Here is a 13,336-nt window from a genome sequence, read left to right on the forward strand (position 1 = left end):
CGACTATGCGCCGACACGCGGCGAGCAGGACCATGCCCGCGCGTTCGCCGATCGGCGCGAGATCCGGTTCCCGGAACTCGCGCGCCAGGTGGTCGGACATGTGCGCGACAAGGCGCGGGGCATGTTCGCGGGGTTCAAACCGAAGCCCGCGATGGAGAAGGCAGCGGCACCCGAGCGGGGCGGGGCGGCGATCGGCGCTGACCGTCCCGACCAGGCCAGAGCGATCGGACACTATGCCCGTGCCGCCGGCGATATCGCCCGGCAGAGAGCCAGGGACTTGCCCGTGCTGCCCTATCAGGAAGACGCGCTGCGCAAGGCTGGCGCAGCGCTGGACGCCGTCCGGCCCGATGCCGCGCGTGATCTCGCCGCGGCGATCCGGCGCGATCCGTCGCTGATCGAGCAGGCATCGGGCGGCAACACGGGCGGTGCGGCGCGCGCGATGGCCGAGGAGCAGCGTATCCGGCTTGATCCGGACGCACGCGCCGATCGGTTCGTGACGGGCTGGCAGGCGATGCAGCGCCAGCGTGCCAGCCTGGAACGGGCCGGCGACCATGAAGGTGCGGAGAAGACGCGCGGGCGCATGGCGCACGCGGCGGGCGGGCTTGCCCGCGATCCGCAACTTGAGTCCGCGCTGCGCCGTCGTGCGCCCGAGCTGGAAATCAGGATCGAGCGTGAGCGGTCGATCGGCGATGCGCTGGCGCGATCGATCGGGCCGGCGATCGACCGTGACAGGGGCATGAGCCGCTAGAGTTCGTGCTTTCGGATACGAGAAGGAGGCGGGATGGACGAGGAAGATCATGAACGGGATGCCGCGGCCGAAGCGTTCGAAGGCGTGCGCGGCGAGCTGGCGTTGCTCAGGCGCGCGATCGAGGGGATCGCGGCGCGCGACGATCGACCCGAGCCGCCCGATTATGGCGAGACGCTGGGCCAGATCACGAAGCTGGCGAACGCCACCCTCCAGCGCGCCGAGTTCATGCGGAAGGCGATCGAGGAGGAAGCGGTCGCCCGCCAGGTCGCCAACCGCATCACGGGTGCCGTCGCCGAGGATCGGCAGGCGGTGAAGACCGCGGCCGGCGAGCTGCGCGACGCCACGCGCGCCCTGCAGGGCGTCGCGGCATCAGCCCGTCGCGGTGACGAACAGAACCGATGGCTGGTCCGGGCGACGATCGGCGGGATCGTCGTCGGCATGATCGTATGGGTAGTGTTCGCCGGCATCGTGGCGCGTTCAGTGCCGACAGGCTGGCAATGGCCGGAGCGGATGGCGGCGCGCACGCTCGGCATGCCGATGTGGGAAGGCGGGCAGCGCATGATGCGGACCGCAGCGCCGGATGCCTTCGCCAATATCGCCGCGGGCGACCGGATCGTCACCGATAATCGCAAGGAACTGGAAGTCTGCCGCAAGCAGGCGCTCAGGGCAGGCGAGAAAGTGCGCTGTCCGATCCGGATTGGGCCGAAGTAACCACGGCTTCAGGGGGCGGAATTTGTCGTTGGTTTATCCGCCCCGCGTGCGTGGTGCCTTCGGTGTGAACAATGGCTGCGCGGTCAATTTTTCTTCCGCGTCACATTGCGCGGGAGGCGGGATGGAAGGATCGCGACGCAGGCGGTCGATTTCGGCGCGTGCCGCAGCGAGGTCGCTTTGGAATACCGGCGAGCTTTGGACCGCGGCCAGGGTCGCGGAAGCAGTCATGAGGCCGGCATCTACCGCACTGCGATTATGGACGCCGCAGATGATCCGGCTTTCGCCATAGGCCCGCCCACGCGCCGCAATGGCCGTCGCGCGATCGGGCATGAGTTCGGCGAGCAGCGTCGCCCAGGTCCAGCCATAGGTCGTGTGTCCGGACGGATAATCGGGGCTGTCGGCAAGCTCCGTCGCAGGCTGGCAGATACGACCGCGGTCGAGCTGATAGGGCCGCGGATGCTTGTAGAATTGCTTGGCCGTGTTGGAGCTGCGCTGCGTGTCGCGCGCCGCGCGCATGACGACGGCCAGTGTTTTGGGGGCATTGCCGGGCGTGAGGGTCACACCCGCCGCGCAACTGAAATCGCGCATCATGTCTTCGGGCTTCAGCTTCACGTCGTTGACGGCCAGATCCCAACGCGGCGTGCCGTAGAAGCTGCGCGTCTTGCGAAACGTCTCCCGATCGGCCTTGTAGCGGGGATCGTCCTTCGTGGGCGCGGGAGGCAGGACGCGCAGGATGTCGAAAGCATCGGGAGCCAGATAGCCGCTGATCGCAGCACTGGCGCGACCGGGCACCGGTAACTGGGCCAGGGCCGCTACCGATCCACAGGCCAGAGCCACGATTGAAATAACCTGTCCGAGCTTTTTCATCCGTATCATCTCTCTTCCTGGAGGCGCGACGCCGCCTCGTTCGGATGCCAGCCCCGACTTGGCCGTTCAGGCGGCGCGGCAGGCGAGCAATTCGTCGGCAAGGGGGTGACACAGTTCGGCCCGCCCCTCGCAACAGTCCTTCACCAGAAACAGCATGAGTCCGCGCAGCGCATCGAGATCGGCCCGGTAGATGATCGAGCGGCTGCGCCGTTCGGACCGGACCAATCCGGAGCGCGCAAGAACGGCGAGATGCGCCGACATCGTGTTCTGGGGCACGTCGAGCTGTCGCGCGACCTCGCCGGCGGGCAGGCCATCGGGTTCATGGCGGACCAGCAGGCGGAAGGTGTCCAGTCGTGTCGTCTGGGACAAGGCTCCCAGACCGGCCATCGCGAGATCGGCGTTCATATCGGGGAGGATGGTTATCGAAGCCTCCGGCGTTTGTCGCTTGTCATGTTTCTGCAACTTGGGATATCTAATAATCCGGATATTACGAATCTATCTTGGATTGTCAAAGGCAGTCCGCTCCGGTCACGCATGACAAGGATCACCATGACGATCTTCTCGCGGCTGCCGATCGCGCTCGCCGCTCTTTCGCTGGCGGCCTGTTCCGACAATGGCGGCGCGCCTGTTCCGACCGGTCAGAACGGCGTCACCGGCGCGGGATCGACCTTCGTCTATCCGATCCTGTCGAAATGGTCGGCCGACTATGCCGAAGGTGGAGGCGACCGGGTCAATTACCAGTCGATCGGCTCCGGCGGAGGGATCGCGCAGATCAAGGCCGGCACCGTCGATTTCGGTGCGTCCGACAAACCGCTGCCCCCGGCCGAACTGGCGCAGGCCGGCCTCGGTCAGTTTCCGTTGGTGATCGGCGGTGTCGTCCCCGTCGTCAATATTGCCGGTATCAAGCCCGGCCAGCTCCGCTTCACCGGCCCGCTTCTGGCGGACATCTATCTCGGCAAGGTGAAGAGCTGGAGCGATCCGGCAATCGCCCGCCTCAATCCCGGCGTGTCGCTGCCGGCGAAACCGATCACCGTCGTCCACCGCTCCGATGGGTCGGGCACGACCTTCAACTGGGTTCATTATCTGAGCCAGATCAGCCCGGCATGGCAGGCCAGGGTCGGGGAAGGCACATCGGTCCAATGGCCGGTGGGCGTCGGCGGCAAGGGTAACGAAGGCGTCGCCGCCTATGTGAACCAGATCCCCAACTCGCTCGGCTATGTCGAGTACGCCTATGTCATCCAGAACAGGATGACGTTCGGGCAGGTGCAGAACGCGGCCGGCAGGTTCGTCGCGCCCAGCGCGGCTTCGTTCCAGGCCGCGGCGTCTCATGCCGACTGGGCGCACGCGCAGGATTTCCACCTCGTCATGACCAATGCGCCCGGTGAGGATGCCTATCCCATCACGGCGACCACCTTCGTCATGATGTACAAGGCGTCGAAGAACCCGCAGCGATCGGCCGCGGCGCTGAAGTTCTTCCGGTGGGCGCTGTCCAAGGGCCAGGCCGAGGCAACCGCCCTCGATTACGTGCCGTTGCCGCCCGATCTGGCGAAACAGGTCGATGCCTATCTGACCTCCACGATCAAGTAGCGGCGGGTCGAGGGCACCGACATGGACGCCTCTGTCATCACGCAGCCGGACGCGCCCGCGTTCCGACCGCGCCGCGCACACGCGGCGACGCGCGGCGATCGTGCATTTCGCTGGCTGACCGCCGGTGCCGCGTGGCTCGTCCTTTTCGTGCTCGTCGCGGCTGCCGCCTCGATGGCGTGGGGCGGGCGGCTCGCCTTCCGGACCTTCGGCTGGGATTTCATCACCGGCAGCGATTGGGATGCGGTCGGGCAGCGGTTCGGCGCGCTGGTGCCGATCTACGGCACGCTCGTCAGCTCGGCGATCGCGATGCTGATCGCGGTCCCGATCAGCCTCGGCATCGCGATCTTCCTGGCCGAGGTGGCGCCGCGCTGGATACGTGGTCCGATCGGGCTTGCGGTCGAACTGCTCGCGGCCATCCCGAGCATCATCTACGGCATGTGGGGACTGTTCGTGTTCGCGCCGTTCATGGCGAACCACATCGAGCCGTGGCTGACCGAACGGCTCGGTCCCCTGCCGATCCTCGGTCCCCTGTTCAGCGGCCCCCCGATCGGGATCGGGATGCTGACCGCGGGCATCATCCTCGGGATCATGACGATCCCCTTCATCTCCTCGGTGATGAGAGACGTGTTCCAGGCGGTGCCGCCCGCCCTTCGGGAATCGGCATTCGCGCTCGGTGCAACGCCGTGGGAGGTCGTCCGCAAGGTGACGATCCCGCATACCCGCTCGGCGGTGATTGGCGCGATCTTCCTCGGGTTCGGACGCGCGCTCGGCGAAACGATGGCGGTGACGTTCGTGCTGGGGAACGCGCACGATTTCTCCGTCTCGCTCCTGATGCCGGGCAATTCCATCGCAGCGGCCATCGCCAACGAGTTCACCGAGGCGGATTCGGCGATCTACCTGTCCGCGCTGATCGCGCTCGGCTTCCTCCTCTTTGTCGTCACGTTCATCGTGCTCGCCATCGCCAAGCTCATGCTGGTGCGGGTCGAGCGGAAAGCCCGTTGATGCGCTCGATCGTCCGACGCCGGAAAGCGGTCAACGCCGCGGTGCTGATCGCAGCGACCGCGGCGACCCTGTTCGCGCTGTTCTGGCTGGTGTGGATTCTCTGGACCACCGTCAGCCAGGGTTTCGCAGCGCTCAGTCCCAGGCTCCTGACCGAGATGACGCCGCCTCCCGGTGCCGATGGCGGCCTCCTGAACGCCTTTTTCGGCAGCGCGGTGATGATCGGCCTCGCGGTCGTGATCGGCACGCCGATCGGCATTCTCGCTGGAACTTACCTCGCCGAATATGGCCGGCGCTCGAAGCTAGCCGAGACGATCCGCTTCGTGAACGATATCCTGCTCAGCGCGCCGTCGATCGTGATCGGCCTCTTCGTCTACGAGCTGGTCGTGCGTCCCGCCGGGCATTTCTCGGGCTATGCGGGTGGTCTCGCGCTCGCGATCATCCTGGTGCCGGTCGTGGTCCGCACCAGCGACGAATCCCTGCGTCTCGTCCCCAACCAGTTGCGCGAGGCGGCGCTGTCGCTGGGTTTGCCGCAGTGGAAGGTCGTAACCCACATCGTCTACCGATCGGCCGCGACCGGCGTCGCGACGGGCGCGCTGCTCGGCATCGCGCGGATCAGCGGCGAAACCGCGCCGCTGCTCTTCACCGCGCTCAACAACCAATATTGGACCGCTGATCTTGCCTCGCCGATGGCGAACGTGCCGGTGGTCATCTTCCAGTACGCGATGAGCCCCTACGAAAGCTGGCACGCGCTGGCCTGGGCGGGCGCGCTCGTCGTCACCGCCTTCGTGCTCGCGCTCAGCATCCTGGTCCGCGTGCTGCTCCGACCGAGGACATATAAATGAGCGTCCGGCTCGATCCCGCACTCAAGGCGATGGCGATTCCGGCCGATCGCCCGGTCAAGCTCGCGATCCGCGATCTCGAATTCTTCTACGGCAAGCACCGGGCGCTGAACGGGATCAGCTTCGACATTCCCGAAAACGGCATCACGGCGATCATCGGCCCGTCCGGTTGCGGCAAATCGACGCTGCTGCGGACGATGAACCGCATCTACGAGCTGTATCCCGACCAGTCGGCACGCGGCGAAATCCTGCTCGACGGCGATAATCTGCTGCGGGCCGGCGTCGATCCGGAGGGGCTGCGCGCGCGGATCGGCATGGTGTTCCAGAAGCCGACGCCCTTCAATCTGTCGGTATACGACAACGTGGCCTTTGCGCTGAAGCACTACGAGCGCCTGTCGAAAGCCGAGACGCAGGAACGGGTCGAACGCTCGCTGCGCCAGGCCGCGCTCTGGGACGAGGTAAAGGACAAGCTCAATCGTTCGGCGCTGGCGTTGTCCGGCGGCCAGCAGCAGCGGCTGTGCATCGCACGTACGCTGGCGGTGCGGCCCGAGGTGATCCTGCTCGACGAGCCGACATCGGCGCTCGATCCAGTTTCGACGGCGAGGATCGAGGAGCTGATCGTCGAGCAGGCCCGCGAGTTCACCTTCGTGATCGTCACGCACAATCTGCAACAGGCGGCCCGCATCGCCGGTCGCACCGCTTTCATGCTCGACGGCGACCTGATCGAGATCGGCGACCATGATCGCATCTTCCTCAATCCCCAGGATGACCGCACCCGTGATTACGTCACCGGGCGGTTCGGCTGATCGGAAACGTGCATATGACCGAGCAGGCAGGTCCACGCCACACGCTTCACTCCTATGACGAGGAGCTGGACCATATCCGCCTACTGATCCGCGACAGCGGACAACTGGCCGGCCGACAGCTTCTCGGTGCCGTCGATGCGATGGTGCGCCGCGATTTCGTCGGTGCCGCTGCGATCGTGGCGGCGGACGAGGAAATCGACCGGTTGCAGGCGGCGACCGAACAGCAGGCGATCAGAACGATCGGGCGGCGCGCACCGATGGCGGACGACCTTCGCGAGATCATCTCCGCGATCAAGATCGCTGGCGAACTGGAGCGGGTCGGCGACTATGCCAAGAACATCGCCAAGCGCGTCCCCGTCATCGGCGAGACGGCGCCGGTCGCCCCGGCGGTCATCGTTCCCGAGATGGCGAAACTCGTCGTGAGGATGATCGACGATGCCATTGCCGCCTATATCGGACGCGATGTGGCGCTGGCGAAGCAGGTGATCGAGGCGGACACCGCGGCGGACGAATTCTATAACAGCCTGTTCCGCTCGCTTCTCGTCCACATGATCGAAAACCCGCGGCAGACGACCCAATCCGCGCATCTGTTGTTCGTCGCCAAGAACCTCGAACGGGTCGGCGACCATGCGACCAACATCGCCGAAATGGTCTGCTACACGGCGACCGGCGAACCGGGCGCATCGCGCGCATCGACGGCCGGCGCGGCCTATGAACCGCTGCCTGCGCCCGCCGATCGCTGAGTTCAGAACCATGCTGTCGAGCGTCCTGTCTGCGATCGCCTTCATTCTGGCGATCGTTGCGATCCTGTATCGGTTTTACAGGTCAGGACACGCACCTCGGCGCCGCTACACCGTGCTCAATGTCATGTGGCCCGGATCGCGGCGCTCCCGCCGCCGGTCACGACGGCGCTGATTTTCCGGTCCAGTATCAGCCTGGCCGGGCCGCGGCGTGGGACCAGTCCTGCGCCGCGCGCTGGACCGGATCCCACGGACTGCTGAGCGGCGGGGTATAGGACAGGTCGAGATCGTTGAGGGCATCTACATCGATGCCGTGGAACAGACCGGCCGCGACGATATCGAGACGCTTCGATACTTCCGCGCCGGCACGCCCCACCATCTGCACGCCCAGCAGCCGTCCGGTTTTCACATCGCCGGTGATCCAGACGCCGATCTGGGTCGCACCGGGATAATAGCTCTTGTGATCCCACGCCCCGATTTCGACGGTAAGCGGCTCATAGCCTTCTTCCCGCGCCTCGATGTCGGACAGGCCGGTGCGGGCGATGACCAGATCGTAGAGTTTCAGGCTCTGTGTCCCGACGATACCGTGGAACGTGCGCGAACCGCCGATTGCGTTCTCGCCGGCGACCCGGCCCTGCTTGTGCGCGATCGTGCCGAGCGAGATCCACGTCGGCTTGCCATGCAGGCGATGATGGGTGACGGCGCAATCGCCGGCCGCGAAGATATCGGGAAGCGACGTCGCCATCGTGTCGGAAACGGCGATCGCGCCGCCTTCCCCGAGCGCTATACCGGCGTCGCGCGCAAGATCGGTCGCCGGCCGTACCCCGGTTGCCAATATGACGAGGTCTGCCGGGCGGCGTCGTCCGTCCGTCGTAAAGACGACCAGTCTCTGCTCGACGACCATACCCTGCTCGATCCGCTCGACACCGGCCTGCGTCACGACTTCGACGCCTTCCGTGGTCAGGCGTTCGCGGATCATGGCGCCGATCTCGGAAAACACGCCGGGCATCACTTCGTCGGATCGGCTGAGCAAGGTGACGTGCATTCCCCGTTGTTGCAGCGCCTCCGCCATTTCGATGCCGATATAGCCCGCGCCGATGATCACGGCCTTGCCCGCGCGATGCCGTCGCACGGCATCGAGGACGGCGAGGCCGTCATCGATCGTATGGAGAACGAAGGCGCCGGGCAGATCGGCGCCGGGGATATCGGGTCGAACGGGGTTTGCGCCGGTCGCGACGATCAGTCGGTCGTAGCGCAGCTCGGTCGTATCGCCCGGCCGCTCGATCGATACGCTTTTGCCGGCGGGGTCGATCGCGGTGACGCGGTGCCGCAGGCGCACATCGATGTCGGGGAAGGTCGTGCGGTGCGCGAGCTTCGATGGATCCGGCGTCTGACCGCCGATCAGGTACGGCAGTCCGCAGATGCTGTAGTTGGGATAGTCGTCGGCGAGGAGGACGGTGATCCGCACGTCCTTGCTCAATTCGCGCGCGCGCAGCGCCGCGGCGATCCCGGCATCGCTGCCGCCGATGATGACCAGATGCATCGCCGTCACCTTACCGCCTGCCGCCCGCACCGATCGCGATGGCCGACAGGTCGGTGTCCGGATCGATCGGCACGCCCGCTTCCTTGCGCTCGGAATAGCGGTTCACCAGCGCATCGGCATGGGGGCGGAGCAGGACCGTGAAGCGGACCAGCTCCTCCATCACGTCGACGATGCGGTCGTAATAGCTCGACGGCTTCATTCGGCCGGCCTCGTCGAACTCGTTGAACGCCTTGGCGACCGAGGACTGGTTGGGGATAGTGACCATCCGCATCCAGCGCCCCAGTACGCGTAGCGTGTTGACGCTGTTGAACGACTGCGACCCCGCCGACACCTGCATCACCGCCAGGGTGCGCCCTTGCGTCGGGCGCATGCCTCCCATTGACAGGGGCAGGTGGTCGATCTGGGTCTTCATAACCCCGGTGATCTGGCCGTGCCGCTCCGGGCTGCACCAGACCTGTCCTTCCGACCATAGCGAAAGCTCGCGCAATTCGTGGACGGCGGGATGATCGTCGCCTGTCACCTGATCGGGTAGCGGCAGCGTCGAGGGATCGAAGATGCGTGTCTCGCAGCCGAACAGGCGCAGCAGCCGCGCGGCTTCCTCGACGCACAGTCGCGAATAGGAGCGTTCGCGCAGGCTGCCATAGAGCAGCAGGATGCGTGGCGGGGGATCGTTCGGCCCCAGGCCGGCAGCAGGCCGGTCGAAGGCGAAGCGCCGGTCGAGCGCGGGTAGCGTGTCGGGGTCGGGAAGCGTGCGTAGCGGCATCACAGAACCTTTACGAGATAGGTCGCCGAGGCCGGGCAAAGCGCGGTGAACTCGCGCGACGCGGCGATCGACGAAGGTGCCGACACGCGATCGGCATCGAGATAGCCGATCGCGCGAAAGAAGCCCGAGGCCGTCGTAGTAAGAAGATGGAGGCGTCGCACACCGATTTCGCGCGCCTCTTTCTCGATCGCGGCGACCAGCGGGCGGCCCAAGCCGGCGCGCCGGCGATCGTGAAGGACGACGACCGAACGGAGCAACCGGTCGTCGCCTTCGCCTTCCAACCCCGCGTAGCCGATCAAGCTTTCGGCATCGATGCGGTAGAAGGTACGCCCCGGGTCGCCCAGGTCGGAACTCGGCAGCCCAGCGGCATTCAGGAACCACGCCAGACCATCGAACTGTTCCGGTTCGAGCGGTGCGACAGTCAGCTCCGTCATGGTCGCGTCCGATCAGCGCGGGGCTGTGGCAGGAAACCAGCGCCGCCCGAGCCGCAGCGCCAGATGCACCAGCAGGATCAGCACCGGCACCTCGACCAGCGGGCCGATCACCGCCGCGAACGCCACCGGCGACGCCAGCCCGAACGCTGCGATCGCGACCGCGATCGCCAGCTCGAAATTGTTGCCCGACGCGGTGAAGGCGATCGCGGTGGTGCGCGGATAGTCGGCGTCGATCAGCTTGCCCATGAAGAAGCTGACGAGGAACTGGACGATGAAGTAGATCGTCAGCGGGATCGCGATCCGCACCGCGTCGAACGGCAGGCGCACGACATCGCCGCCCTTCAGCGTGAACATCGCGACGATCGTGAACAGCAGCGCCGCCAGCGTCACCGGCCCGATCCGCGGCAGAAACACGCCCTCGTACCAGTCAACCCCGCGCTTCGCGACGAGCAGCTTGCGGGTGAGGAATCCGGCGAGGAACGGCAGGCCGAGATAGATCAGCACGGCTTCCGCGATGGTCCAGAAGCTCACGTCGATGACGCTCCCTTCCAGTCCGAACAGCGGCGGCAGGACGGTCAGGAACAGCCAGGCGTAGACGCTGAAGAAGGCGATCTGGAACACCGAGTTGAACGCGACCAGCCCGGCGACATACTGGTTGTCGCCCTTGGCGAGCTGGTTCCAGACCAGCACCATCGCGATGCAGCGGGCGAGGCCGATCAGGATCACGCCGGTCATGTACTCGGGTTGGTCGCGCAGGAAGATCACCGCGAGCGCGAACATCAGCGTCGGGCCTATCAGCCAGTTCTGGACCAGCGACAGCGCCAGCACCCGCTTGTCGGCGAACACCTTGGGCAGGTCCTCGTAACGCACCCGCGCGAGCGGCGGATACATCATCAGGATCAGCCCGATCGCGATCGGAATGTTGGTGGTGCCGACCGACATGGCGTGCAGTGCGTTCGGCAGGCCAGTGAAGACGGTGCCGAGGATGACGCCGAGCGCCATCGCGGCAAAAATCCAGACGGTCAGATAGCGGTCGAGGAAGCCAAGCCGCTCGGGTTTGGAAAGCTGTTCCATCAGTTCACCTTCCGGCCGGCATCATCGACCACGCGTTCGCCGTCTTCCTTCGTGAAGGCGCCGCGCTGCTCGGATGGCAGAATGTCGAGCACGACTTCCGAAGGTCGGCACAACCGGACGCCCAGCGGCGTCACCACCAGTGGCCGGTTGATAAGGATGGGATGCGCCATCATCGCATCGACCAGTACGTCGTCGGACAGGCTTTCATCGCCGAGGCCGAGATCGGCATAGGGCGTACCCTTCTCGCGCAGCAGCGCCCGCGGCGTCAGGCCGGCGCGGTCGATGAGATCGACCAGCGTCTCGCGCGAGGGCGGGTTTTTCAGATATTCGATGACCTCCGGCTCGATGCCGGCGTTGCGGATCATCGCCAGCGTGTTGCGCGACGTGCCGCAATCGGGGTTGTGGTAGATGGTGATGCCTTCGCCGGGTGTTTCCGCACTGGCCTGCACGCTCGCGCCTTCGCCTTGCCCGATCTCCCTGAGCTTGCGGCGGACCGCCATGTCGTCGAGGCTGTCGAACGGAAGCGCCAGAAACAGGCTTATCCGGTTGCGCAGATAATGCATGGCGCGGATGAAGGCGTCGCGCTGCCCCTCTCCCTCGACCGCTGCCGGGTCTTCGATTCCCCAATGCGCGCTGGTGGGATGGCCGATCCAGACCGGGCAGGTCTCACCCGCCGCATTGTCGCAGACGGTGAAGATGAAATCGAATTGCGGCGCGCCGGCACCGGCAAACTCGTCCCAACTCTTGGACCGCATGTCGGTCGTATCTACGCCGATCCCGTTCAGGACGGAGATCGCCATCGGATGCACCGCGCCCTTGGGCTGGCTGCCGGCGCTAAAGGCGCGAAAACGTCCTTCCCCGAGCTTGTTCATCAGCCCCTCGCCCAGGATCGAGCGCGCCGAATTGCCGGTACACAGGAACAGCACATTGTAGATTCTGTCGGTCATGGGATCGATACCTTCAGGAGCAGGCGAGTTCCGCCATCAGCGGTTCGCAAAGATCGGGGCGGCCCCCGCAGCAGTCCTTCACCAGGAACAGCATCAGGGCTTGCAGGCGGGCGATATCGACATGCTGGATCATCTGGCGGCCCCGCTTCTCCGGCGTCACCAGACCCGCCGCGACCAGCACGGCCAGATGAGTCGAGAAGGTGCTCTGGCTGAGGCCCGCAGCATCGACCAGCTCGCCGGTCGAAAGGCCGTCAGGCCCTATTTCCACCAGACGCCGGAAGGTCTGGAGCCTCGTCGGGTGCCCCAGCGCGGCGAGGCAGGAAAGCGCGTCTTCATCGGTCATCCATCGCAAATAATCGATGGAACATTGGAATGCAACCATCGTTTTTTACCGATATGAATGTGAGGCATTCAATGAATGACGTGCCGCAGCCCCGTGCGTCCGGAGAAAGTGCGATGACGGAAAAATTGTTGGTATTCCTCGGCTCCGAGCGCGTGTCGGGTCCGCCCAGGCCCGCCCGGCTCGGTGAACGTGTCGTGGCTGCGTGCATGACGCGCCTCGGACGCAGGGATGTCGATGCAGCGCTGATCGATCCGGTGGAGGTCGATCTGCCGCATCCCTTCAAGCCGCATTTCGCTTATTCCAAGGGAAAGGCACCGGAGGCGATGGAACGATTGGCCGAGGAGATCGAAAGCGCGGACGGCTATGTCATGGTCAGTCCGGAATATAATCATATGATGAGCCCGGCGCTGAGCGACCTCCTGAATCATTTCGGCAGCTCGCTCTTCTCCTACAAGCCCAGCGCGATCGTGACCTATTCCGCCGGGCAATGGGGAGGGACGCGCGCCGCGGTGAGCATGCGGACGTTTCTGTCCGAACTCGGCTGCCTGCCCGTCTCCGCGATGATCCATATCCCCCATGCCCAGGATGTGTTCGCCGAGGATGGTGGATACCTCGACGGCGTCGATGGCGACCGATGGGATGGCTATCTCGATCGGACGTTCGATCAGCTATGCTGGTGGGCGAAAGCAGCGCGTGAGCAGCGGCGTCGTGATACCGCGAGACCGGACGCCTATACCGTAAGCGCAAAAGAACGGGATGCGCCCACTGACGATGCCAGCAATATGACAGATAGATGACGTAATCATGAAGTATCGATGGCAAAATCCAAGCCCTAAGCTTCCAAAGAGTCACTAATCGATCATTGCAGTTCCATAACGCCTCCCGGGAAAGCTCGAATTCGAGCGTATGCCATCATCCCCGGGGGCCTCGCC

At 65.3% G+C, this 13,336-nt stretch carries 15 protein-coding genes and 2 pseudogenes; 8 read left to right on the plus strand and 9 right to left on the minus strand.

All coding sequences use genetic code 11. The features are described 5' to 3' along the window. A pseudogene (locus IEX18_RS17945) lies at positions 1-748 on the plus strand (Ti-type conjugative transfer relaxase TraA); the annotation flags it as partial. Between the two features lie 33 nt (positions 749-781). Continuing rightward, positions 782-1,459 carry a DUF6118 family protein gene (locus tag IEX18_RS17950; RefSeq protein ID WP_188661132.1) on the plus strand — a complete coding sequence of 226 codons (678 nt, stop codon included), beginning with the start codon at positions 782-784 and terminating at the stop codon, positions 1,457-1,459. A 33-nt stretch (positions 1,460-1,492) separates the two neighbouring features. Here IEX18_RS17950 and IEX18_RS17955 read toward each other — a convergent pair whose 3' ends face one another. Both IEX18_RS17955 and IEX18_RS17960 read right to left on the minus strand, forming a co-directional pair. Next, the gene (locus IEX18_RS17955) at positions 1,493-2,335 is read right to left on the minus strand and encodes an acid phosphatase (RefSeq protein WP_229664705.1); all 843 of its coding nucleotides are present in this window, start codon (positions 2,333-2,335) and stop codon (positions 1,493-1,495) included. A gap of 57 nt (positions 2,336-2,392) precedes the next feature. Beyond that, the gene (locus tag IEX18_RS17960; RefSeq protein ID WP_188661135.1) at positions 2,393-2,731 is read right to left on the minus strand and encodes an ArsR/SmtB family transcription factor; all 339 of its coding nucleotides are present in this window, start codon (positions 2,729-2,731) and stop codon (positions 2,393-2,395) included. A 144-nt stretch (positions 2,732-2,875) separates the two neighbouring features. Here IEX18_RS17960 and pstS point away from each other — a divergent pair, with 144 nt between their 5' ends. Genes pstS through phoU form a run of 5 tightly spaced genes read left to right on the plus strand, consistent with a single transcriptional unit; the run spans position 2,876 to position 7,303 of the window. Continuing rightward, positions 2,876-3,913, plus strand: a complete 1,038-nt coding sequence (gene pstS / locus IEX18_RS17965; RefSeq protein WP_229664706.1) for a phosphate ABC transporter substrate-binding protein PstS — start codon at positions 2,876-2,878, stop codon at positions 3,911-3,913. A 21-nt stretch (positions 3,914-3,934) separates the two neighbouring features. Continuing rightward, entirely contained in the window at positions 3,935-4,915 is a 981-nt protein-coding gene (gene pstC, locus IEX18_RS17970; protein ID WP_188661140.1) for a phosphate ABC transporter permease subunit PstC, read from the plus strand. After that, the gene (gene pstA, locus IEX18_RS17975) at positions 4,915-5,757 is read left to right on the plus strand and encodes a phosphate ABC transporter permease PstA (RefSeq protein ID WP_188661143.1); all 843 of its coding nucleotides are present in this window, start codon (positions 4,915-4,917) and stop codon (positions 5,755-5,757) included. Before pstC ends, pstA begins: the two co-directional genes overlap by 1 nt. Continuing rightward, the gene (gene pstB, locus IEX18_RS17980; protein ID WP_229664707.1) at positions 5,754-6,560 is read left to right on the plus strand and encodes a phosphate ABC transporter ATP-binding protein PstB; all 807 of its coding nucleotides are present in this window, start codon (positions 5,754-5,756) and stop codon (positions 6,558-6,560) included. Before pstA ends, pstB begins: the two co-directional genes overlap by 4 nt. A 14-nt stretch (positions 6,561-6,574) precedes the next feature. After that, entirely contained in the window at positions 6,575-7,303 is a 729-nt protein-coding gene (gene phoU / locus IEX18_RS17985) for a phosphate signaling complex protein PhoU (protein WP_188661146.1), read from the plus strand. 187 nt (positions 7,304-7,490) lie between these two features. Here the strand turns inward: phoU and IEX18_RS17990 are convergent, their stop codons facing one another. The 7 genes and pseudogenes from IEX18_RS17990 to IEX18_RS18015 form a co-directional block, all read right to left on the minus strand. Then, the gene (locus tag IEX18_RS17990) at positions 7,491-8,843 is read right to left on the minus strand and encodes an FAD-dependent oxidoreductase (protein WP_188661149.1); all 1,353 of its coding nucleotides are present in this window, start codon (positions 8,841-8,843) and stop codon (positions 7,491-7,493) included. Positions 8,844-8,853: 10 nt separating this feature from the next. After that, the gene (gene arsH / locus IEX18_RS17995; protein ID WP_188661165.1) at positions 8,854-9,606 is read right to left on the minus strand and encodes an arsenical resistance protein ArsH; all 753 of its coding nucleotides are present in this window, start codon (positions 9,604-9,606) and stop codon (positions 8,854-8,856) included. Beyond that, positions 9,606-10,040: an arsenic resistance N-acetyltransferase ArsN2 gene (gene arsN2 / locus IEX18_RS18000; RefSeq protein WP_188661169.1), complete on the minus strand. Its 435-nt coding sequence runs from the start codon at positions 10,038-10,040 to the stop codon at positions 9,606-9,608. The genes arsH and arsN2 overlap by 1 nt, the downstream gene beginning before the upstream one ends. A 12-nt stretch (positions 10,041-10,052) precedes the next feature. Then, positions 10,053-11,114, minus strand: a complete 1,062-nt coding sequence (gene arsB / locus IEX18_RS18005; RefSeq protein ID WP_150426767.1) for an ACR3 family arsenite efflux transporter — start codon at positions 11,112-11,114, stop codon at positions 10,053-10,055. Next, the gene (gene arsC / locus IEX18_RS18715; protein WP_268234958.1) at positions 11,114-11,530 is read right to left on the minus strand and encodes an arsenate reductase (glutaredoxin); all 417 of its coding nucleotides are present in this window, start codon (positions 11,528-11,530) and stop codon (positions 11,114-11,116) included. The genes arsB and arsC overlap by 1 nt, the downstream gene beginning before the upstream one ends. Before the next feature lie 18 nt (positions 11,531-11,548). After that, a pseudogene (locus tag IEX18_RS18720) lies at positions 11,549-12,061 on the minus strand (arsenate reductase ArsC); the annotation flags it as partial. 13 nt (positions 12,062-12,074) lie between these two features. Further along, the gene (locus IEX18_RS18015; protein ID WP_188661176.1) at positions 12,075-12,404 is read right to left on the minus strand and encodes an ArsR/SmtB family transcription factor; all 330 of its coding nucleotides are present in this window, start codon (positions 12,402-12,404) and stop codon (positions 12,075-12,077) included. A gap of 113 nt (positions 12,405-12,517) precedes the next feature. On the opposite strand from IEX18_RS18015, the gene IEX18_RS18020 reads away from it, so the two are divergent. Further along, the gene (locus tag IEX18_RS18020; protein WP_188661179.1) at positions 12,518-13,201 is read left to right on the plus strand and encodes an NADPH-dependent FMN reductase; all 684 of its coding nucleotides are present in this window, start codon (positions 12,518-12,520) and stop codon (positions 13,199-13,201) included. The last annotated feature ends 135 nt before the right edge of the window (positions 13,202-13,336 follow it).

This window comes from Sphingomonas metalli (assembly GCF_014641735.1).
Taxonomy (GTDB): Bacteria; Pseudomonadota; Alphaproteobacteria; order Sphingomonadales; family Sphingomonadaceae; genus Sphingomonas; species Sphingomonas metalli.

Excerpts from the sequence above, each read along its gene's own strand:
- IEX18_RS17950 (WP_188661132.1), top strand. The coding sequence starts at position 782 with ATGGACGAGGAAGATCATGAACGGGATGCCGCGGCCGAAGCGTTCGAA.
- IEX18_RS17955 (WP_229664705.1), bottom strand. The coding sequence starts at position 2,335 with ATGATACGGATGAAAAAGCTCGGACAGGTTATTTCAATCGTGGCTCTG.
- IEX18_RS17960 (WP_188661135.1), bottom strand. The coding sequence starts at position 2,731 with ATGAACGCCGATCTCGCGATGGCCGGTCTGGGAGCCTTGTCCCAGACG.
- pstS (WP_229664706.1), top strand. The coding sequence starts at position 2,876 with ATGACGATCTTCTCGCGGCTGCCGATCGCGCTCGCCGCTCTTTCGCTG.
- pstC (WP_188661140.1), top strand. The coding sequence starts at position 3,935 with ATGGACGCCTCTGTCATCACGCAGCCGGACGCGCCCGCGTTCCGACCG.
- pstA (WP_188661143.1), top strand. The coding sequence starts at position 4,915 with ATGCGCTCGATCGTCCGACGCCGGAAAGCGGTCAACGCCGCGGTGCTG.
- pstB (WP_229664707.1), top strand. The coding sequence starts at position 5,754 with ATGAGCGTCCGGCTCGATCCCGCACTCAAGGCGATGGCGATTCCGGCC.
- phoU (WP_188661146.1), top strand. The coding sequence starts at position 6,575 with ATGACCGAGCAGGCAGGTCCACGCCACACGCTTCACTCCTATGACGAG.
- IEX18_RS17990 (WP_188661149.1), bottom strand. The coding sequence starts at position 8,843 with ATGCATCTGGTCATCATCGGCGGCAGCGATGCCGGGATCGCCGCGGCG.
- arsH (WP_188661165.1), bottom strand. The coding sequence starts at position 9,606 with ATGCCGCTACGCACGCTTCCCGACCCCGACACGCTACCCGCGCTCGAC.
- arsN2 (WP_188661169.1), bottom strand. The coding sequence starts at position 10,040 with ATGACGGAGCTGACTGTCGCACCGCTCGAACCGGAACAGTTCGATGGT.
- arsB (WP_150426767.1), bottom strand. The coding sequence starts at position 11,114 with ATGGAACAGCTTTCCAAACCCGAGCGGCTTGGCTTCCTCGACCGCTAT.
- IEX18_RS18015 (WP_188661176.1), bottom strand. The coding sequence starts at position 12,404 with ATGACCGATGAAGACGCGCTTTCCTGCCTCGCCGCGCTGGGGCACCCG.
- IEX18_RS18020 (WP_188661179.1), top strand. The coding sequence starts at position 12,518 with ATGACGGAAAAATTGTTGGTATTCCTCGGCTCCGAGCGCGTGTCGGGT.